The sequence below is a fragment of the Mesorhizobium sp. f-mel genome (assembly GCF_053850215.1).
In genome coordinates, this window is sequence record NZ_JBSPTO010000011.1 from 97,510 (window position 1) to 115,621 (window position 18,112).

The following is an 18,112-nucleotide window of genomic DNA, read 5'->3' on the forward strand; positions in this document are numbered from 1 at the left end:
CACGCGAAATGCCGGATTTCCCACTTGATTGGACAAATTGCCGACCTACTGGCCCGCAATCTCAGCCAGGATCCATTCGCGAAAAGCGCGGATCTTCGGCACGTTGCGCCGCGCCTGGGGATAGACCAGCCAGTAGGCGTGGCCGTCGTCGCCGACCAGATCGAAAGGCTGGATCAGGCGGCCATCGGCAAGCTCGGCCTTGAAGAGAGCGGCCGTCACAATCGCCACGCCCTGCCCGGCAATCGCGGCGTTTGCCTCATAGGCCTGCGCCCCCATGCTGGAGCCGGGGCGCTTGGCCAGTTCCTCGACCGGCAGGCCGGCGGCGATAAACCAGTCCCGCCACCAGATGTCGCCGGGATCGAGGATCGGCAGGCGCAACAGGTCGGCCGGCTCCTTCACCCCGCCGATGGTCGCCGCGAGTTTCGGGCTCAGCATCGGCGTGAAGTCCGCATTGAAAAGCTTGTGCACCTCCACGCCCGGCCAGTTTCCGCCGCCCGAACGGATGGCGATGTCGATGTCCTCGCGGGCGAAATCGACGAGGCGGTTCGATGTATCGAGACGCACCGCCAGCGACGGATGCGCGACCTGGAACGAGCCGAGATGCTGCGCCAGCCAGTTCGAGGCAAAGGTCAGCAGCGTCGAGACGCAGAGCATCCCATCGGCGCCGCTGCGCGCCGCGGCATAGGCTCCACCCAACAGGGCGAACGCCTCGCTGACCGCAGGCGCCATGCGTTGCCCGGCCTCGGTCAACACGATCTGCCTTGGCCGGCGCAGGAACAAAGGCGCCCCGACGCGCTCCTCCAGAAGCTTGATCTGATAGCTCGCCGCCGCCTGCGTCATGCCGAGCTCGCCGGCTGCCTTGGTGAAGGAAAGATGCCGCGCCACCGCCTCGAACACCCGGATCGCCTGAAGCGGAGGGAGCTGGGAGACCTGCCGTGACTTGAGTTCAGGCATAAGCCCTCCTTATGGGCCGTGATCGACGTTTGATTGGCAGCAAGGCCCGATCCAGCCGATATTTGAGGTCGACGATCACTCTCGTCCAGAAATAACAAAGGCTGACGATCATGACCACGGTACAGGAAAAGCTATTTCTGACGCCAGGCCGAGACTGGTTTTTGCGGCTGGCGCGGGGATTGGCACGGCACGGACCCAGGAAACGGGCCTATCTCGACATCAGGGAATTGCCGCCGCATCTACAGCGCGACATGGGTTTTCTTGACGGCAACGATCCTTACGGCCGGCGCAAATAGCCTTGCTGGACTTATCGCAAATCAGCTGGTGGCCAGCAAGGCGGCGGCGGTCCGCTCGTCGGTGATGAGACCGTTGACCAGCCGCCGGTTTACAGCCGCAAGGATGCCCGGCAGTTTCCGCTCGCCCATGGCGAGCGCGATCACCAGCGATTTTTCACGCGACGGCAAAGATGCCGAGGACACTCTGTCATTAGTGATGCCCTCGATCATCCGGCCTTCGCGATCGAACACCCAGCCGACGATCTCAGCGACGCCGCCCGCTTTTTGCAGCGCCCTCAGTTCACTTTCCGAAATGAAGCCGTCCTCGTAAAGCGGCGCCTTGGGGCCGAGATCGCCGATGCCGACGAAGGTGACGTCGGCTTCCGCGGCAAGTGCCAGCGTCGGTTGGATCATCGGTTGGCTGAGCAGCATCTCGCGCTCCTGTGGCGAGGAGGCGATGACCGGCAACGGCATTGGGAAGGAGCGCGCCTTGACCCTGTCGGCCATGGTGAAGATGACGTTGTAGAAAGCGGCCGAACCGTCGGGCGAGATGTTACCAGTCAGCGACACCACCTTGTGCTGCGGACATTCCATCGGCGGCAGCTGCTCGATCGCTGCCTTCAGCGTGCGGCCGGTGCCGATCGCCATGACGATCGGCGTCGGCGAGCGCAACCGTCTTTCGATTTCGGCAGCCGCCGCCACGGCGACGCCGATGGTGGAGGAGGAAGCGGGATCGCTCGGCACCACCTCGACCAGATCGAGCGCGAAGCGCGATTTCAGCCGGGCCGCGAGGTCGAGGCAATTGGCGATCGGGTGGTCGACACGGACCTTGATAAGCCCTTCCGACACCGCCAGCGACACCAGCCGCTGCGCCGTCTGTCGTGAGATGCCGAGCGTCGAGGCGATCTGGTCTTGCGTGTTACCTGCGACATAATAGAGCCAGCCGGCGCGCGCCGCATCGTCCAGCCTGTTGCTGCCGCTGTCCTGTCGGGAATTCAACTTGCTGCCTCCCTGCCCCGACAATCGAGACGGAGCGCCTTACTTTTACGGCGAAATGCGCGTGGGCGCAATTGCCTACCGCCAGAGCAATTGCTTAGGTAGGTACTCAAGGTGCCTGTAGTGTTTCCAGGGGATGATCGTAGCCAAGCAGTTTTTGAAGTCCGGCAATTCATGAGTCCGGCAATGTCGGCGCGGCGGTTTATCTCCCGACGCAAAGCCTTTAAGGGATTCGGACAAAGGAGCCTCGCATGATGCCGAAAGCGGTTTTCTGGGACATGGACGGCACGCTGGTCGACAGCGAGCCATTGCACGAGGCGGCGCTGATTGCGGCGCTGCACAGCGTCGGCATCGCCGCGCCGCCCGACCTGCATGAGCGGGTGCTCGGCATTGCCGCATGGCCGGTCTACGAAATGCTGCGCGACGAGTTCGGCCTCGACCTGCCCTTCGATGACTGGATCGTGCGTAAATACGACCACTATTTGCCGATGGCCGAGACGCTGAAGCCGCGCCCCGGCGCGATCGAGATCTTCAACGAGCTGCGCGCGCTTGGCGTGGCGCAAGCGGTGGTGTCCAATTCCGACCGGCTGGTCGTCGACGCCAATCTGCGCATGGTCGGTCTTTTCTATCCCGGCATGAAGACGGTCAGCCGCAACGACGTGCGCGAAGGCAAGCCGCATGCCGAGCCGTTCCTGCGCGCCGCATGGCTGGCCGATGTCGATCCGGCCGATGCCGTGGCCGTCGACGACAGCGTGACCGGCGTCACGGCGGGATTGGCGGCGGGGATGAGGACGATCTTCTGGCCGGAAGCGCCTATGGAAGGGCCGCCCGGCGCGATCGTCATCAACAGCGCCGACGAGTTGCGGGCTGAGCTGGGCCTTTAGGCATCAGTTCCGGTAAACCGGCTCCTGCTCGTCGAGGATCGCCTTCAGTTCGGAAAGGTGCCGCTCGGCCTGGCCGGGATAATCTTCCTGCTCCGTTGCTGCCTTCTCCGCGATTTCGTCCGACAGGACCCGCAGCGGTCGGCCGGTCCACAGCGCCTTGATGTAGGTCTCGGCGGCGCGTTCGAAATAGAACATGCGGTTGAAGGTGTCGGCGACGCTATCGCCGATGACCAGCACGCCATGGTTGCCCATGACCATTACCTTGACCTTCGGATCGGTAAGCAGCTGTGAGCAGCGTTCGCCCTCTTCCTCGAAGGCGAGCCCGCCATAATGGCCATCGACGACGTGACGGTTGAAGAAGATCGCCGAGTTCTGGTCGATCGGCGGCAACGTCGAGTCGGCGAGCGAAGCGAGCACCGTGGCGTGGATCGAGTGCACATGCATGACGCAGCGCGCATGACGCACATTACGGTGGATGGCGCCATGCAGGCCCCATGCCGTCGGGTCGGGTGCATTCGGGCCGGAGAGCGTATCGGGATCGTTGGCGTCGATCAGCAGCAGGTCGCTCGCCTTGATGCGTGAGAAATGCACCTGGTTGGGATTCATCAGGAATTGCGAGCCGTCATCGTTGACGGCCAGCGAGAAATGATTGGCCACGGCTTCATGCATGTTGAGCCGCGCCGTCCAGCGGAAGGCGCAAGCCAGATCGACGCGCTCCTCGTAGAAGGGCAGGTTGGTCAGCATTTCCTTCTGCAAGCGGGCGATGCTCATCGAAAACCTCCGTGAAAGAAACAAGGATGCCGCGCGCCGCGGATGCGCGCAACCGGTTTCGTTTGGTGCAGACGAGCGCTTTGCCTCACGCCGCAGTGCTTCTGGCGGCACCGACGCGCAGCCCGCCATGCTCGACGATGAAATCGATCACCTCCTGCAGACCCCTGCCGCGCGACAGATCGGTGAAACCGAACGGCCGCTTGCCGCGCATGTGGGCGGCATCGCTCTCCATGACATCGAGGTTGACGTTCACATAAGGGGCGAGATCGCTCTTGTTGATGACCAGGAAATCGGACCGGGTGATCGCCGGCCCGCCCTTGCGCGGGATTTCCTCGCCTTGGCAGACGGAGATGACATAGAGCGTCAGATCAGCGAGGTCGGGGGAAAACGTGGCGGCAAGATTGTCGCCGCCCGATTCGATGAAGACGATATCGAGATCCGGGAATTTTTTTGTCATCTCGGCGATCGCCTGCAGATTGATCGAGGCGTCCTCGCGGATGGCGGTGTGCGGGCAGCCGCCGGTCTCGACCCCAATGATGCGATCCTCCGGCAGCGCCTGAAGCCGGGCCAGCATCATGGCATCTTCCTTGGTATAGATATCGTTGGTGACCACGGCGATGGAGAACTCGTCGCGCAGCGCCTTGCAGAGCTTTTCGGTGAGCGTCGTCTTGCCGGAGCCGACGGGGCCGCCGATGCCGATGCGAAGAGGACCATTGGCTTGTGTCATCTAGCGAACTCCGTGATGGCAAGGACGGCGAAGCCGAGCCCGATCAAAAGGCAGAGCGGCGAATAATAGCTGACATCGAGCCGGGCGAAAGGCTGTTCGGGCGCCAGCCGGCGCCACCACGGTGTAAAGCCGGCAATGCCGCGCGCCAGGAAGACCAGCGCGATGAGCAGCGCTGTCGCGGCGAGCCCAGCCTTGGGAAAGGGCGTGGCAAACACGCCTTCGAGTGCCATCGGCCACAGAGTCGCCAGGCCGAGACAGGTAGCAACGGCAAAGCTGGCGAAGGGCGCTGGCATTTCGTCGACGCCACGGAAGCCGACCACCGCGCGGGCGCAGGAGGCAGCGTCCCTGCCCGGCCAGATGCCGCCAATGCCCCAATAGACATGCAGCGCGGTGATCAGCAGCAGCACCAGCGAGAGGGCGAAAGCGAGGACGATCATGAGCGGCCTGCAGCAGACAGATGGCGTTTGCCAATGTTCAAATTCCAACCTCCACCATCTTCGTCGCGGTCAGGCCAGAACCGCAGTGTCTCGCCATTGGCAAACCGAATTTCCGCCTGTTTCCGCAATCCGCGCAGCGACACGCTGATGACCGTCTTGCCGACCGACAGTTCGATTTCCTTGGCAATCCGGCGCGGATTGTCAGACCAACGCAGACAGTAACCGTTGGTTTTGCGTAGCTCCCAACAGGCGGAGACAAGAAAGAGATTCCATTCTGCACGTCTGAAATGGCCAACTCGACGCTTGCCGCTTAGGCGTTTTGCATAGCGGTGCGGCGTTGTCGCGCCGAAGCCGATGTTGATTGTCGATCCGATCGAGTGCCCGACCACGCTGATGGGCGACAGACGAATGCCGTTAAATGTCTTGATGAGGCAGAGCCTGTTTGCACTAAGGCTCATGACCGGAACAGCCGCGAATATTGCGTCTCGTGCTTCATCGCCATGACGTCCGAGACGAACGCGCAGCCGCCGAGATCATCCAGCGTCGAGCCGGCAGCACGGGCGGCGACGCCAAGCGCCAGCGGTTCGAAGCCGGCGAGCAGCGCGGTGGCGCCGGTCTGGCCGACGACGCCGAGCCGGATCGCGGCCTGGACGAGGTTGGAGAAGAAAGTCTGCAGGAAGGCGGCTAGCGCGTCTTGCAGGGCAATGGCGTTGCCGCCAGAAACGGCGCCGACGGCGACGCAATAGGCGCACTCGGCCGGCAGACGGTCCGGCACCTGACACGGCCAGGCCGATGCCGCCTTCAGGAAGGCGGCACCCTGCAGCATGGTCTCGGCATGGCGCTCGCGCGAGCCGGCCAAAGCCTCGGCGAGTGCGGCGATTTCGGCGAGATCGCCAGCCTGGCGGGCGCGCCGCCAGCTTTCGGCAAACAGCACGGCATCGTTCCAGCCCGAGCCCATCTCGACCAGCGTCTCCAGCCATGCGGCGAGGTCTTTGCTATTGGCAACCAGCCCGGCATGCACGGCTTGCTCGAGACCATGGCTGTAGGAAAAACTGCCGACCGGGAATGCAGGCGACAGCCAGGCCATCAGCCGCAACAAAGCGACGTTGGAAGGCTGGTCAGTCATGGTCGTGCGAGTGGCTGTGGGAATGCGACTCGCCATGGGCGTGGGAATGCGCTTCAGCATGGCTGTGCGCATGCGCCTCGGCATGAGCATGGCCATGGCCGCCATGCCCGGAATAGGCGCCGCGCACCGGCTTGAACGGCTCGGAAACGTCGCTCACGGTCGCACCCAGCCCTTCCAGCATCGTCTTGATGACATGGTCGCGCAGGATCAGGATGCGGTTAGCCTCGATGGCGGCAGCCAGGTGGCGGTTGCCGATATGCCAGGCAAGCTCGGCCAGATGGACAGGGCCGCTGGCACGGATATCGTAGAGCGGTTCCTCGGCCGCAATGATCTCGATTTGGCGGCCATCCTCCAGCACCAGCCGGTCGCCATCGTTCAAGGCAACCGGCTCGGGCAGGTCGACCAGCACCTTGTCGCTACGGGCCGTTTCGATGGCGCGGCGGCGCAGATGCCGCTCGTCATGGGCCAGCACGGCACGATCATATGGGGTGACCGGTCCCGCCTCGTCGGCGGCGAGCACCGAGACGGCACGCGGGAATTTGGTGAAATCTGTGCGGATGTCGAGCTTCATGTAAAAACTGCCTTTCCAAAAAGCCTAGACCATCCCGAACATCGGCCTAATACCGGCGCATGCCCCGAATTCAAGTTTCTACAGCGTCCTTTGCGCGTCCGAAAGGACCCGCTGTGGTCAAACGATCGTGTCGAAGAGCCGCAGGATAAACGATATCTGGTAGATGAGGGCGGCGGCGACAAAGGCGATGTGGAAGCGGCGATCGCTGACCAGCATCGCGATGACGCAAAGCGCGACGAACACCGGCGTGCGGAACAAATATTCAACACCGAAGCGGGCGAAATGCTCGGGCCCCTTCAGCAGCGTATCGATCACGTCGAGCAGATAGGTCGCCGCCAGCAGGCCGAAGAACCAGGCGCGGCGCGAATAGAAAAAATCCTCGTAGCTGGTGTAGTCTAGCATCGAGTCCGGAAACAGCAGCGCGCAGAGCAGGAACAGCGTGACCGCGTAGAAGATGATGAACAGGTACTTGCCGAAGGTCCAGCTCTCGATCTGGAACAGGCCGAACTCCCACCACCAGAAATGCACCAGCATCAAGAGCACCGACACAACCCAGGCCAGATGCACCGGATAGAGCCGGTATTGGCCGGGATGCTGGACGATGCGGGCCAGCCCCGACAGCAGCCGCGTGACGCCAAGGCCGATCACCATGCCCATGACGATGCGGATGTGCGGGAAGATGTCGTGGGCGTAAGGGAGTTGCTGGTTCATTAGCGCCCGGCGCGGCATGTTCTGCGTCAGCTATAGCGCCGATGGATCAGAACAAAAAGTACCTCTGCGCCATCGGCAGCACGGTGGCCGGTTCGCAGGTGAGCAATTCGCCGTCAGCGCGGACCTCGTAGGTTTCGGGGTCGACTTCGACATGCGGGGTGGCGTCGTTGAGCACCATCGAATGCTTGCCGATGCCGCCGCGGGTGTTCTCGACGGCGACCATCTGCTTGTCGACGCCGAGCCGGCCGCGCAGGCCGGCATCGAGCGCCGCCCTGGAAACGAAGGTCACCGACGAATTGGTCATCGCCTTGCCATAGGCGCCGAACATCGGCCGGTAGTGCATCGGCTGCGGTGTCGGGATCGAGGCGTTGGGGTCGCCCATCGGGGCGGCGGCGATCATGCCGCCGATCAGCACCATATCCGGCTTGACGCCGAAGAAAGCCGGGTTCCACAGCACCAGATCGGCGCGCTTGCCGACCGCCACCGAGCCGATCTCGTTCGACAGGCCATGCGCGATGGCCGGGTTGATCGTGTATTTGGCGATGTAGCGGCGGACGCGGAAATTGTCGTTGTCGCCGGTTTCCTGCGGCAGCGAACCGCGCTGGCGCTTCATCTTGTCGGCGGTCTGCCAAGTGCGGATCGCCACTTCGCCGACGCGGCCCATCGCCTGGCTGTCGGACGAGATGATCGAGAAGGCACCAATGTCGTGCAAAATGTCTTCGGCGGCGATGGTCTCCTTGCGGATGCGGCTTTCGGCAAAGGCAATGTCTTCGGGGATCGACGGCGACAGATGATGGCAGACCATCAGCATGTCGAGATGCTCGGCCAGCGTGTTGACGGTGTAGGGCCGGGTCGGATTGGTCGAGGACGGGATGACATTGGGCAGGCCGCAAACCTTGATGATATCGGGCGCATGGCCGCCGCCGGCGCCTTCGGTGTGGAAGGCGTGGATGGTGCGGCCCTTGACCGCCGCCACCGTGTTTTCGACAAAGCCGGATTCGTTCAGCGTGTCGGTGTGGATCATCACCTGGACGTCGTAGTCGTCGGCGACCGACAGGCAGCAGTCGATTGCCGCGGGCGTCGTGCCCCAGTCCTCGTGCAACTTCAGCGAGCAGGCACCGCCCAGCACCATCTCTTCAAGCGCGGCCGGCAAGGACGCGTTGCCCTTGCCCGACAGGCCGATGTTCATCGGGAAGGCGTCGAAGGATTGAATCATGCGCGCCAGATGCCACGGTCCAGGCGTGCAGGTCGTCGCCAGCGTGCCATGCGCCGGTCCGGTGCCGCCGCCGAGCATGGTGGTGATGCCTGACATCAGCGCCTCCTCGATCTGCTGCGGGCAGATGAAGTGGATATGCGCGTCGAAGCCGCCGGCGGTGAGGATCTTGCCTTCGCCGGCGATGATCTCGGTGCCGGGGCCGATGATGATGGTGACGCCGTTTTGCATGTCCGGATTGCCGGCTTTACCGATCGCGGCGATGCGTCCGTCCTTGAGGCCGATATCGGCCTTGAAGACGCCGTCTGATGCATCGACGACCAGTGCATTGGTGATCACGGTGTCGACCGCGCCTTGGGCGCGGGATACCTGGCTCTGGCCCATGCCGTCGCGGATGACCTTGCCGCCGCCGAATTTCACCTCTTCGCCGTGAAGGGTGAAATCCTTCTCGACCTCGATGAACAGCTCGGTATCGGCAAGCCGCACCTTGTCGCCGACGGTCGGGCCGTACATCTGCGCATAGGCGGCGCGGGTAATTCTAGCCATCAGCAATTGCTCCCGAAATACGTCCCAATACAGCCGGTCGAAGCCCGGCCGCACATTGTCGCCATCCTATGGTCACGCAATGACCCGCTGAGCGACACCTTCCGATCCCATTTAACGTTTGAGGTGGCCGGGTCACCCCAAAACGACCGTTCGCCAATCGATGGAAAGGAAGATCCATGCGCAAAACGATAAGTCTCGCAGCCGCCGCCACCCTCCTGCTCGCGACCGCTGCCAGCGCCCAGCAACAGCCTGCGCCGCAACCCGGCGAGCCGCCGGCTTCGCCCGCTCCGGCGGCGCCCGGCGCTCAGCCGGAAGCGCCGGCGATTCAGACCGTGAACGTCATCGACATCGAGGAACTGCCCAAGGAAACGCAGACGAAGGTCAACGAAGTGATCGCCAAGCGCGGCGAGGACGGCCTGCAGAAATTGCGCAGCTCGATCGACGCGACCCCGCAAGTCAAATCCGCGCTCGAAGCCAAAGGACTCACCTCGGCGCAAGTGATCGCCGCCAGCATGGACACCAATGGCGCGCTGACCTTGATCACCAAGAAAGCGAGCTGACGATACGCTGTGGCGGGCCGGCACAAGGCCGGCCTGCCGCATCGGGGAGGGAACCTTCGCAGGGCAGAATACGTTTCGACTTTTTGGCGTAAAAGCGAGTCTCGAAAGAGGCTCTGAGAGCGAGCCATGGCGATCACCACCTCCCCCGACACCAGATGGCTGCATATGGTTGCCGCAACTGCCTTTCTCGCGGCGAGCGTTCCCCAGGCCGCGCTGAATGCACAGGGTCTGGAAGCCCCGGATACGGTCAACAAGATCATCGGCTCGGAGGTTGGCCAGGAAGAGACCAACACGGCTGTGGAAGCCGGCAAAGTCGCCACGGCGATCGACCGGACGCGTGAAAACATCGGTACGGTGCGCAAGACATCCAAGCTCGACAAAGTCGATATCGTGTTCCTCACCGACGCAGCGCGCACGGAAGGCGGTCTGCCGCCGGCGATAGAAAGCAAGGTCGAGCAGCATCAGGACGACATTGCGGAACTGCGCGAGGAGATCGAGGCGAACGCATTGCTGTTCAACGCCATCGACTCTCGACGCGTGCAGACCGAAGACGTTCTCGCCGTGGAATTCGATGATCCTGGAAAGGTCGTCATCTACGCGGCGGCCAAGCCGCCCAGCTGAGCCGAAACTGCTCGACGCCTTCGATCTCACAGCGCGCCCATGATCTTCTGCTGGAACCCGTAGACCTCGCGCTTGCCGCCGAGCGGCACCAAAGTGACGTCGCGCTCCTGGCCGGGCTCGAAGCGCATCGCCGTGCCGGCGGCGATGTCGAGGCGCATGCCGCGCGCCTTGTCGCGATCGAATTTCAGCCCCTCATTGGTCTCGAAGAAGTGATAGTGGCTGCCGACCTGGACCGGCCGGTCGCCGCTGTTGGCCACTTTCAAGGTGACGGTCGGCTGGCCCTTGTTGAGTTCGATCTCGCCGCCTGCCGTGATGATTTCGCCCGGGATCATCGCCAGCCTCACAAGACGCCGAAGGCGAGGCCGGCACCGATGGCAGCACAGGCGCCGCCAGCGGCGCGGGCAAGGCCCGGAAATCTGATGCCGAGGCCAAGACCGGCAGCGAGGCCGGCGGCATGGAGCAGCGCGGTGGCGACAGCAAAGCCGGCCATATAGCCGAGCCCGCCGGCGTTTTCAGGCACCTCGGTGCCATGGGCATGACCGTGGAACAGCGCGAACAGGCCGATGATGGCGACGCCGGCCGTGACCGGAAGATCGACCGCGAGCGCGACCAGCAGTCCCAGCGCCACCACGGACGCCAGTATGCCCGGCTCGACGAACGGCACCGGCACCTGCAGCGTGCCGAGCGTACTGCCCGCCAGCATGACGCCGACGAAGGCGAGCGGCCAGGCGACAACCGCCTTGCCGCCGTTGAGCGCCGCCCACAACCCGACCGCGATCATGACCGCCATGTGGTCGAGGCCGGAGAGCGGATGCATGAAGCCGGCTGACAAGGACGCGGTCGTGCCGATGCCGACATGAGCATGGGCGGGCATCGCGGCGGCGAGAAGCAGGATCGCCGAGAGCGACGTGCGTTTGATCGTTGCGGGAACCATCGATATGCCTTCCGTTATCAGGATCGTGCCGTCACGCTGCCTTGCGGGCCGGGCCGCAGCCTTCGGCCTTGAGGACGCGCTTTGTCGAGGCGGGATGTTTCGTCAGCATCGCTGCCGGCCGGATCGGGCGCGCTGAAAAATTGCCGCCGCAATTCGGGCAGACGCCGCCCAGCACGTTTGCCGCGCAATCGGCGCAAAAGGTACACTCGAAGGTGCAGATCAGCGCATCCGTCGCCTCAGGCGGCAGGTCCTTGTCGCAGCATTCGCAGTTGGGGCGCAGTTCAAGCATTTTCCTCTCCTCACCTTATCGGTTCATGCACGGTCACCAGCTTGGTGCCGTCGGGAAACGTCGCCTCGACCTGGACGTCGTGGATCATCTCGGCAATGCCCTCCATCACCTGTGCGCGGGTGACGACATGGGCGCCGGCCTCCATCAGCTCGGCGACCTGGCGGCCGTCGCGGGCGCCCTCGACGACGAAGTCGGTGATCAGCGCGATCGCCTCCGGGTGATTGAGCTTGACACCGCGTTCGAGCCGCTTGCGCGCCACAATCGCCGCCATGGCGATCAGCAGCTTGTCCTTTTCCCTTGGCGTCAGGTTCATGCTTTTCCCTGGAATGACATAATCGGAATCAGAGTGACCATAATTTGGGCAGACCCGCCCGTCCGTTGAGCAATTCGACAAGCGGAACCAGCCGCTTGCGGAGCTGGTAGCCGTCCTCGGCAAACAGCCTCGCAAGAAGCTTGCCAGATTTCTTCACGCTCCAGACGCTGGCGTCGCCCTGGCCGCCGATGATGTCCCGGGCCGGATCCAGAAAAGCCTCCACCCGCGGTGAGATCATCAGCACCGTCGCCATGGCGATGGCGCCGCCGGCCACGGCCGAACGGCCCAGAATGGCCGCAATGCCGGGCCCGATGCGGAAATCCTCGGCATGAACGAGCGCTCCGTCCTGGCTGACCCGCCAGCGGTCATGGAAATTGCCGTGCGCCGCGCGTTCGCCCATGGCGAGGCGGCCGAAGACGGTCGCCTCGAGCACCAGCGCCTCGGCACCGGCGGCAAGCTCCAGGTCGATCCTGCGGGCAAAGGCCGATCGATCAAAGACGATAGTTTCCTGCGGCAGCCAGCCGATGCGGCCGCCAGCGCCGACTGTCAGCTTCACCCGCACATCGGCACGATCGGATGCGGCGCGGTAGACCTTCTCGCAGGCCTGGGTGGTTATGGTGGCGGAGGCGCCGGCGCCGACATCGACCTCCCAGCCGAGGCGGTCGCCGCCGGTCAGCCCGCCGGCGGTGTTGATCAGGACGGCTTCGAGCGGATCGGCCGAGACGGCCGGCATGCGGATCTTGGCGGAACCATCCTGATAAAGCCGCCGAAGACGCGTGCGGCCGCCATTCCTGTCACAAGCAAGCTGCGCCGTTCCGGCGACCCGCTGGGCAGGCGGGACAAAGGTCAGGCCACGTTCGATCATATCCATGGCGCCAACGATAACCACACTCATATGGTTTGAATCCGAAATTCGCATCACTTTGGAGCAGCGTAATGAACGAATTTCGGATTCAAAGCCATACTGGAGCGCCGCGCGTCCCCTTGGACGCGCAAAGGACGCTCCAGCACTTTCCAGTTGGCGCATGATCCTTTCCGGAAACCGATTCCGGTTTCCGGGGTCATGCGCTGGCAACTTATTGGATTCTGGTATGGTTTGGATTTGAGGTTCCTAACCGCTGGTGCCATCAAAGTCGTAGGAACCTCAAATCCAGACCACACCGCCGGCTTTGTCGACATATAGCTTGTTGCTTGACAACGTTTCGGTTTCTATAGAGGAGCCGTCTTGGTACGGTCACACAGCGCCTGGCGGGATAAAAGGCGACGGTGACGATCTGAACCTGGGGAAAAAGAGGCGCCGATCAGTCGGCGTCGAGAAACGACAAGGTTGGGGAAGGAACCGAATGGCTGACCAGCTGGCAACGGACATCATCGCGAAGATCAAAGCTCATGCCGAGCCGGGTGGCGAAGAAATCACCACCAGCACCGAACTGACCTCACTTGGCATCCATTCGCTGGAACTGACGGAGATCATCTTCGATCTCGAGGAACAGTATGGCATCGAGATCGAGATGAACACGGTCGATGCCTGGAGCAACCTGAAGAACGTCGGCGACATGGTCGAGGCGGTTCGCGCGCTCATCGCGAATAAAGCCTGACTGAATGCACAAGCGCGTCGTCATTACCGGCATCGGCGGCATATGCGGGCTCGGCACCAATGCGCCCGCAATCTGGGGCGAGATGCGCGACGGCCGCTCGGCCATCGGCCCGATCGTCAATTCGGAGCTGCATGACCTGAAAGTCAGGGTCGGCTGCGAAATCAAGACGCTTCCCGATCACGGTATCGACCGCAAGCAGGTCGTGTCGATGGATCGCTTCAGCCTGCTGGCGACGATCGCCGCGCGGGAAGCCGCGCAACAGGCTGGCTTGACCTCGCACGCAGCCAACACCTACCGGATGGGCGCCATCGTCGGCGTCGGCGTTTGCGGCTGGGAGGCGATTGAAGAGAGCTATCGCGCCATCCTGCTCGAAGGCAAGAATCGCGCCGGCATCTTCACCGTGCCGAAAGTGATGCCGGGTGCCGCGGCCGGCCATGTCAGCATGAATCTCGGCCTGCGCGGACCGGTCTTCGGCATCACCTCGGCCTGCTCCTCGTCCAACCACGCCATTGCCTCGGCTGTCGACCAGATCAGGCTCGGCCGCGCCGATATCATGCTCGCCGGCGGCACCGATGCGCCACTGGTCTGGGGCATCCTGAAAGGCTGGGAGGCGCTGCGGGTGCTGGCGCCCGACACCTGCCGGCCGTTTTCGGCCGATCGCCAGGGCCTGGTGCTCGGCGAAGGCGCCGGCATGGTTGTGCTGGAAACCTACGAGCATGCCATGGCGCGCGGCGCCACGATTCTGGCCGAAATTGCCGGCGCCGGCCTTTCCGGCGATGCCTCCGACATCGTCGCGCCGACCATCGAAGGGCCGGAGGCGGCGATGCGCTTCTGCCTCGTCGATGCCAGGCTCAACCCGGAAGACATCGACTATATCAATGCGCATGGCACCGGCACCAAGGCCAACGACCAGATCGAGACGGCGGCGATCAAGCGCGTCTTCGGCGACCATGCCTCCAGGCTTTCGATCTCCTCGACCAAATCGATGCACGCCCACTGCCTCGGCGCGTCGGGCGCCCTGGAGCTGATCGCCTGCGTAATGGCGATCCGCGAAGGCATCGTGCCGCCGACGGCCAATTTTCGCGAAACCGATGCCGATTGCGATCTCGACATCACGCCGAATGTGGCGCGCGAGCGCAAGGTGCGCGCGGCGATCAGCAACGGCTTCGCCTTCGGCGGCACCAATGCGGTGCTGGCGTTCAAGGCGGTCTGACCGCAACCGGATCATCCAGATACGGCGAGACTTCTTGCCACTCGCCCACGACCGCGCGCTTGCGCGCGAAAAATCCCGCCCAGGAGTTTCGATGACCGACCTGTCCGCCTTTCCGATCGCCACGCGCTGGCCGGCCAGCCATCCCGACCGCATCCAGCTCTATTCGTTCCCGACGCCGAACGGTGTGAAGGTGTCGATCGCGCTGGAGGAACTCGGCCTGCCATACGAGGCGCATGCGGTGAACATCGGCAAGAAAGAAAGCTGGACGCCGGAATTCCTGTCGCTGAACCCCAACGGCAAGATCCCGGCGATGATCGATCCGGACGGCCCGGGCGGCAAGCCGATCGGGCTGTTCGAATCCGGCGCCATCCTGCTCTATCTCACCGACAAGACCGGCAAGCTGATCCCGGCCGACCCGGCGCGGCGTTACGAAACGATCCAGTGGGTGTTCTTCCAGATGGCCTCGATCGGGCCGATGTTCGGGCAGGTCGGCTTCTTCCACAAATTCGCCGGACGCGAGATCGCCGACAAGCGGCCGCTGGCGCGCTATCGCGACGAATCGCGGCGGCTGATCGGTGTGCTCGAGACGAGGCTAAAGGGCCGCAGCTGGATCATGGACGACGATTACACCATCGCCGATATCTCGATGCTGGGCTGGGTGCGCAATCTGATCGGTTTTTATGAGGCAAGGGAGCTTGTCGGCTTCGACGACTTTCGCAATGTCGCGGCATGGCTGGAACGCGGCCTTGCCCGCCCGGCGGTGCAAAAGGGTCTTAGTATCCCCGCCCGGGGCTAGCTCAATCGGCAGCAGGCGCCGAGAACGGCTGGGCCTATTTTGCCTTGGTTTTGGGTTTTGAGCCGCCCTTGCCCATGACGGAAGCGGCAAGAGACGCAGCGCTCCTGGCGGTGGCGACAACCGCACCGGCCGCGACATTGGCCGTCGTTTTGACCGTGCGCATTGCGGTGTCCGCCATCGAGCCGCCGCTTGCCGATTTCCTGGGCTTGACCGGTTTTGCCGTGGCGTTGGCTGCGGTCGGTGTCACTTTCTTCGGTGCTGCCTTGCCAAAACTGGACTTTGCCGCATCCTTGGATCGGGCGGCGACCGCCGGGCCAGCGCCCGTCTTCGATTCAGTGGCCTTTGATTCAGTTGCCTTTGATCGGGTTGCCCTGCCCTTGCCGGGCGCAGGCTTTCTTGCCTTGGTTGCCATCGGAGTTGCCATCGGACAGTTTTCCTCATGTCAGCATCATTGCCGTATCTGACATAACGGCCGGAATGTCCTAAGGTTCCAGGCACCGGCAGTCCTGCGAATCAGGCTTGATCGCCGATCACCAGATCGGCGGGGCGGCGGCGGGCAAGCACGCGGTCGATGTTGGGCATGTCGTTGGAGGCGATCCAGGCGCGGGCGTCCTCGTCGGAGCGGCCATGCTCATGCCATCGCTCAAGCAGCCGACGCTCGAGCTCAGCGCGCGGCACATCGACGAAAATGGAGAAATCGAACAGCGGCGCCAGCCGCGACCAAGGTTCTTCGTCAAGCAAGAGATAATTGCCTTCGACCAGGATGAACTTGGTGTCGGCGGCGATGATCGAAGCGGCCGCGCGCGACAGCTCCATGCTGCGGTCGAACACCGGAATGGCGATGTCGGGCTCGGCCGCGCGGATGCGCTTCAGCAAGGTTTCGAAGCCGGCAAAGTCGAAGGTTTCCGGAGCGCCCTTTCGCGCGCGCAGGCCGCGCTGCTCGAGCACGATATCGTCGTAATGGAAGCCATCCATCGGCACGATTTCGGCCGCACCTTCCGGCAGCAGCTCATGCAGGCGGGCCGAAATCGTCGACTTGCCGGCGCCCGGAGGACCGGCGATGGCAACGACAAAACGCTGCGCCTTGCCAGCGCGCTTGAAGATGGTGGCGGCGAGGTGGGCAATCTCGGACATCGGAGCCTTTCTGGCCGGGTGTTTTGAATCGCATCTTGGCGATAGTTCGCGGGAATTTCAAATCTGGGCTTATTGAAGATCGACCAATTGGAGAGGTCGACGCCGCCCCTCATTGCCCTGCCGGGCATTTCTCCCCGTATAGTGACGGGGAGAAAGAGCTGGCCGCGACGTTGGCGCCCTTCCTGCAACGCTGGTGATTGGCGAAACCGTCGATGAGAGCGCCCCTCTCCCCGTCACTTTACGGGGAGAGGATGCCGGCAGGCAGGTGAGGGGCAGCGCAAGCGCCCGCAATGAGCTATTGCCTACGACACAGCCCAATCAGGCAGGCACGGATCGGCCAATCCGCAGGAAATCGCCGTCGAAAGCAACGTTGCGCGTCGAGCCGTCAGCCGCCGTGAGGCGCATATGCCCCTGCGCGGTGGCGATGTCGCGCGGCGGCTCGCCGCCGGCTTCTTGAGGCAAGGCGCCGATGACGTGGCGGAACGAGACGTTGCGGCCTTCGCCAAGAGCAAAGGCGGTCACCACCCCTTCCCGCTTCAGCCAGTTGTCACCCAGCGACGCAGCATGGCCGAGCGCCGTGCGGCCGTCCTCGATGCCGAGCACGCCGCGATGGCGGCCGCTCCACGGCGCGTAGTCGCGCCCGCCATTGCTGATCCACAGCATGGTGACCGGCAGTTCGGCCGGGTTCTTCAGCACCACAACGAGATCGGCTTCCGCCTTTCGCGCCAGCGCGGTCCAGCCCGGCCCGTCATGATCGGCCTCGACCAGCGTGACGAAATCCTCTCGGCTCTGGTCCATGCGATAGTCGGTCAAATCGAGCGTGCCGCCATCGGCGGCGGGAAAACGCGTCAGGTCGGCGGAACGCGCGGGATAGGCGAAGCGGAAACGGCCGCGGGCCGGATCAGGCTCGAGCGGGTCGTCCGGCGTTGCCGCAAATCGCTTCGGCGAAAAGGCCAGCCTGCCGCCGTCCTTCATCACCGTCATCGGATGATGGGCGACGGAAATCGCGCCGGAACCACCGGAAAAAACATGCTCCTGATAGAGAAAGGGATGATCGTCGCGCAGGGTCAGGATTTTCTCGACCGTGGCGCCCATGACCAAGTGCCGCAGCCTGAAGACCGCGCGCCAGCCGTCGGCAGTCGCCTCGGAGGCGACGACATCCCAGGGGCTGTTGGCCGGCCAGCCATGCAGGGGTGCTTCCTCGACATCGCTGCGCGAAAACGGCGCGCAGAGAAAATCGCCGGACAGGCGGACGGTGCCGGCGGGCAGGTCTTGCGGCAGCGTCTCGCGCGGCTCGTCGACCCACGGCGCGCGATGCAGCGGTTTTAGCCGGCGCCCGTCGATATCGACCGTCATGTCGGCGAGATGGCCGACGGTGAGATCGACCGTTACCGAAATGCCTTTTGCCTTGATCGTGAGCGTATCCATGGCGCACCTGCTGAT

Annotated in this window: 26 protein-coding genes; 8 read left to right on the forward strand and 18 right to left on the reverse strand. The window is 63.6% G+C overall.

Translation table 11 applies throughout. The features are described 5' to 3' along the window. Nucleotides 1-45: 45 nt before the first annotated feature. Complete coding sequence (gcvA, locus tag ACWUKX_RS16070; RefSeq protein WP_029347193.1) at nt 46-954, reverse strand: transcriptional regulator GcvA; 909 nt, start codon at nt 952-954, stop codon at nt 46-48. Nucleotides 955-1,064: 110 nt separating this feature from the next. Between gcvA and ACWUKX_RS16075 the strand changes: the two genes are divergently transcribed. Then, nucleotides 1,065-1,250: a hypothetical protein gene (locus ACWUKX_RS16075; RefSeq protein ID WP_287200717.1), complete on the forward strand. Its 186-nt coding sequence runs from the start codon at nt 1,065-1,067 to the stop codon at nt 1,248-1,250. Nucleotides 1,251-1,271: 21 nt separating this feature from the next. Here the strand turns inward: ACWUKX_RS16075 and ACWUKX_RS16080 are convergent, their stop codons facing one another. Further along, nucleotides 1,272-2,228, reverse strand: a complete 957-nt coding sequence (locus ACWUKX_RS16080) for a sugar-binding transcriptional regulator (RefSeq protein WP_456007879.1) — start codon at nt 2,226-2,228, stop codon at nt 1,272-1,274. 248 nt (nt 2,229-2,476) lie between these two features. Between ACWUKX_RS16080 and ACWUKX_RS16085 the strand changes: the two genes are divergently transcribed. After that, on the forward strand, nt 2,477-3,109 hold the full coding sequence (locus tag ACWUKX_RS16085) for an HAD family hydrolase (protein ID WP_456007880.1): 633 nt from the start codon (nt 2,477-2,479) through the stop codon (nt 3,107-3,109). Nucleotides 3,110-3,112: 3 nt separating this feature from the next. Here the strand turns inward: ACWUKX_RS16085 and ACWUKX_RS16090 are convergent, their stop codons facing one another. From ACWUKX_RS16090 to ureC, 8 genes are all read right to left on the reverse strand, one after another. Then, nucleotides 3,113-3,880 (reverse strand): class II aldolase and adducin N-terminal domain-containing protein, encoded by a 768-nt coding sequence (locus tag ACWUKX_RS16090; protein ID WP_029347185.1) that lies wholly within the window; start codon nt 3,878-3,880, stop codon nt 3,113-3,115. Between the two features lie 85 nt (nt 3,881-3,965). Continuing rightward, nucleotides 3,966-4,607 carry an urease accessory protein UreG gene (gene ureG, locus ACWUKX_RS16095; protein ID WP_456007881.1) on the reverse strand — a complete coding sequence of 214 codons (642 nt, stop codon included), beginning with the start codon at nt 4,605-4,607 and terminating at the stop codon, nt 3,966-3,968. Continuing rightward, on the reverse strand, nt 4,604-5,044 hold the full coding sequence (locus tag ACWUKX_RS16100) for a DUF3995 domain-containing protein (RefSeq protein ID WP_456007882.1): 441 nt from the start codon (nt 5,042-5,044) through the stop codon (nt 4,604-4,606). The genes ureG and ACWUKX_RS16100 overlap by 4 nt, the downstream gene beginning before the upstream one ends. Further along, nucleotides 5,041-5,502, reverse strand: a complete 462-nt coding sequence (locus ACWUKX_RS16105) for a hypothetical protein (RefSeq protein WP_456007883.1) — start codon at nt 5,500-5,502, stop codon at nt 5,041-5,043. The genes ACWUKX_RS16100 and ACWUKX_RS16105 overlap by 4 nt, the downstream gene beginning before the upstream one ends. Continuing rightward, entirely contained in the window at nt 5,499-6,170 is a 672-nt protein-coding gene (locus ACWUKX_RS16110; RefSeq protein ID WP_456007884.1) for an urease accessory protein UreF, read from the reverse strand. Before ACWUKX_RS16110 ends, ACWUKX_RS16105 begins: the two co-directional genes overlap by 4 nt. Beyond that, nucleotides 6,163-6,741 (reverse strand): urease accessory protein UreE, encoded by a 579-nt coding sequence (ureE, locus tag ACWUKX_RS16115; protein WP_456007885.1) that lies wholly within the window; start codon nt 6,739-6,741, stop codon nt 6,163-6,165. The genes ACWUKX_RS16110 and ureE overlap by 8 nt, the downstream gene beginning before the upstream one ends. A 117-nt stretch (nt 6,742-6,858) precedes the next feature. Further along, nucleotides 6,859-7,452: a hypothetical protein gene (locus ACWUKX_RS16120; protein ID WP_456007886.1), complete on the reverse strand. Its 594-nt coding sequence runs from the start codon at nt 7,450-7,452 to the stop codon at nt 6,859-6,861. Nucleotides 7,453-7,498: 46 nt separating this feature from the next. Next, nucleotides 7,499-9,211, reverse strand: coding sequence for an urease subunit alpha (ureC, locus tag ACWUKX_RS16125; RefSeq protein ID WP_456007887.1), 1,713 nt, complete (start codon nt 9,209-9,211; stop codon nt 7,499-7,501). Nucleotides 9,212-9,387: 176 nt separating this feature from the next. Between ureC and ACWUKX_RS16130 the strand changes: the two genes are divergently transcribed. Continuing rightward, nucleotides 9,388-9,771, forward strand: a complete 384-nt coding sequence (locus ACWUKX_RS16130) for a hypothetical protein (RefSeq protein ID WP_456007888.1) — start codon at nt 9,388-9,390, stop codon at nt 9,769-9,771. 126 nt (nt 9,772-9,897) lie between these two features. Then, the gene (locus ACWUKX_RS16135; protein ID WP_456007889.1) at nt 9,898-10,392 is read left to right on the forward strand and encodes a hypothetical protein; all 495 of its coding nucleotides are present in this window, start codon (nt 9,898-9,900) and stop codon (nt 10,390-10,392) included. A 26-nt stretch (nt 10,393-10,418) separates the two neighbouring features. On the opposite strand, the gene ACWUKX_RS16140 is transcribed toward ACWUKX_RS16135, so the two are convergent. Genes ACWUKX_RS16140 through ACWUKX_RS16160 form a run of 5 tightly spaced genes read right to left on the reverse strand, consistent with a single transcriptional unit; the run spans nt 10,419 to nt 12,799 of the window. Next, nucleotides 10,419-10,724, reverse strand: coding sequence for an urease subunit beta (locus ACWUKX_RS16140; protein WP_127317537.1), 306 nt, complete (start codon nt 10,722-10,724; stop codon nt 10,419-10,421). 8 nt (nt 10,725-10,732) lie between these two features. Beyond that, entirely contained in the window at nt 10,733-11,326 is a 594-nt protein-coding gene (locus ACWUKX_RS16145) for a HupE/UreJ family protein (protein ID WP_456007890.1), read from the reverse strand. Between the two features lie 31 nt (nt 11,327-11,357). Next, complete coding sequence (locus ACWUKX_RS16150) at nt 11,358-11,615, reverse strand: DUF1272 domain-containing protein (protein WP_258121039.1); 258 nt, start codon at nt 11,613-11,615, stop codon at nt 11,358-11,360. Between the two features lie 10 nt (nt 11,616-11,625). Then, entirely contained in the window at nt 11,626-11,928 is a 303-nt protein-coding gene (locus ACWUKX_RS16155) for an urease subunit gamma (RefSeq protein WP_023801505.1), read from the reverse strand. 28 nt (nt 11,929-11,956) lie between these two features. Beyond that, a complete protein-coding gene (locus ACWUKX_RS16160) occupies nt 11,957-12,799 on the reverse strand; it encodes an urease accessory protein UreD (protein ID WP_456007931.1) in 843 nt (280 codons plus the stop codon). 472 nt (nt 12,800-13,271) lie between these two features. Between ACWUKX_RS16160 and ACWUKX_RS16165 the strand changes: the two genes are divergently transcribed. The 3 genes from ACWUKX_RS16165 (at nt 13,272) to ACWUKX_RS16175 (ending at nt 15,535) form a co-directional block, all read left to right on the forward strand. Beyond that, nucleotides 13,272-13,526: an acyl carrier protein gene (locus ACWUKX_RS16165; RefSeq protein ID WP_065011664.1), complete on the forward strand. Its 255-nt coding sequence runs from the start codon at nt 13,272-13,274 to the stop codon at nt 13,524-13,526. A gap of 4 nt (nt 13,527-13,530) precedes the next feature. Further along, on the forward strand, nt 13,531-14,739 hold the full coding sequence (locus ACWUKX_RS16170; protein ID WP_287093136.1) for a beta-ketoacyl-[acyl-carrier-protein] synthase family protein: 1,209 nt from the start codon (nt 13,531-13,533) through the stop codon (nt 14,737-14,739). 91 nt (nt 14,740-14,830) lie between these two features. Next, on the forward strand, nt 14,831-15,535 hold the full coding sequence (locus ACWUKX_RS16175; protein ID WP_456007891.1) for a glutathione S-transferase family protein: 705 nt from the start codon (nt 14,831-14,833) through the stop codon (nt 15,533-15,535). 34 nt (nt 15,536-15,569) lie between these two features. On the opposite strand, the gene ACWUKX_RS16180 is transcribed toward ACWUKX_RS16175, so the two are convergent. Continuing rightward, on the reverse strand, nt 15,570-15,698 hold the full coding sequence (locus tag ACWUKX_RS16180; protein ID WP_287100252.1) for a hypothetical protein: 129 nt from the start codon (nt 15,696-15,698) through the stop codon (nt 15,570-15,572). On the opposite strand from ACWUKX_RS16180, the gene ACWUKX_RS16185 reads away from it, so the two are divergent. Beyond that, a complete protein-coding gene (locus ACWUKX_RS16185) occupies nt 15,685-15,999 on the forward strand; it encodes a hypothetical protein (protein WP_456007892.1) in 315 nt (104 codons plus the stop codon). The genes ACWUKX_RS16180 and ACWUKX_RS16185 overlap by 14 nt on opposite strands. 49 nt (nt 16,000-16,048) lie before the next feature. On the opposite strand, the gene ACWUKX_RS16190 is transcribed toward ACWUKX_RS16185, so the two are convergent. Together ACWUKX_RS16190 and ACWUKX_RS16195 are read right to left on the reverse strand one after the other, a co-directional pair. Beyond that, entirely contained in the window at nt 16,049-16,669 is a 621-nt protein-coding gene (locus ACWUKX_RS16190) for a nucleoside triphosphate hydrolase (protein WP_456007893.1), read from the reverse strand. A gap of 318 nt (nt 16,670-16,987) precedes the next feature. Then, complete coding sequence (locus ACWUKX_RS16195; protein ID WP_456007894.1) at nt 16,988-18,097, reverse strand: hypothetical protein; 1,110 nt, start codon at nt 18,095-18,097, stop codon at nt 16,988-16,990. Nucleotides 18,098-18,112: the final 15 nt, after the last annotated feature.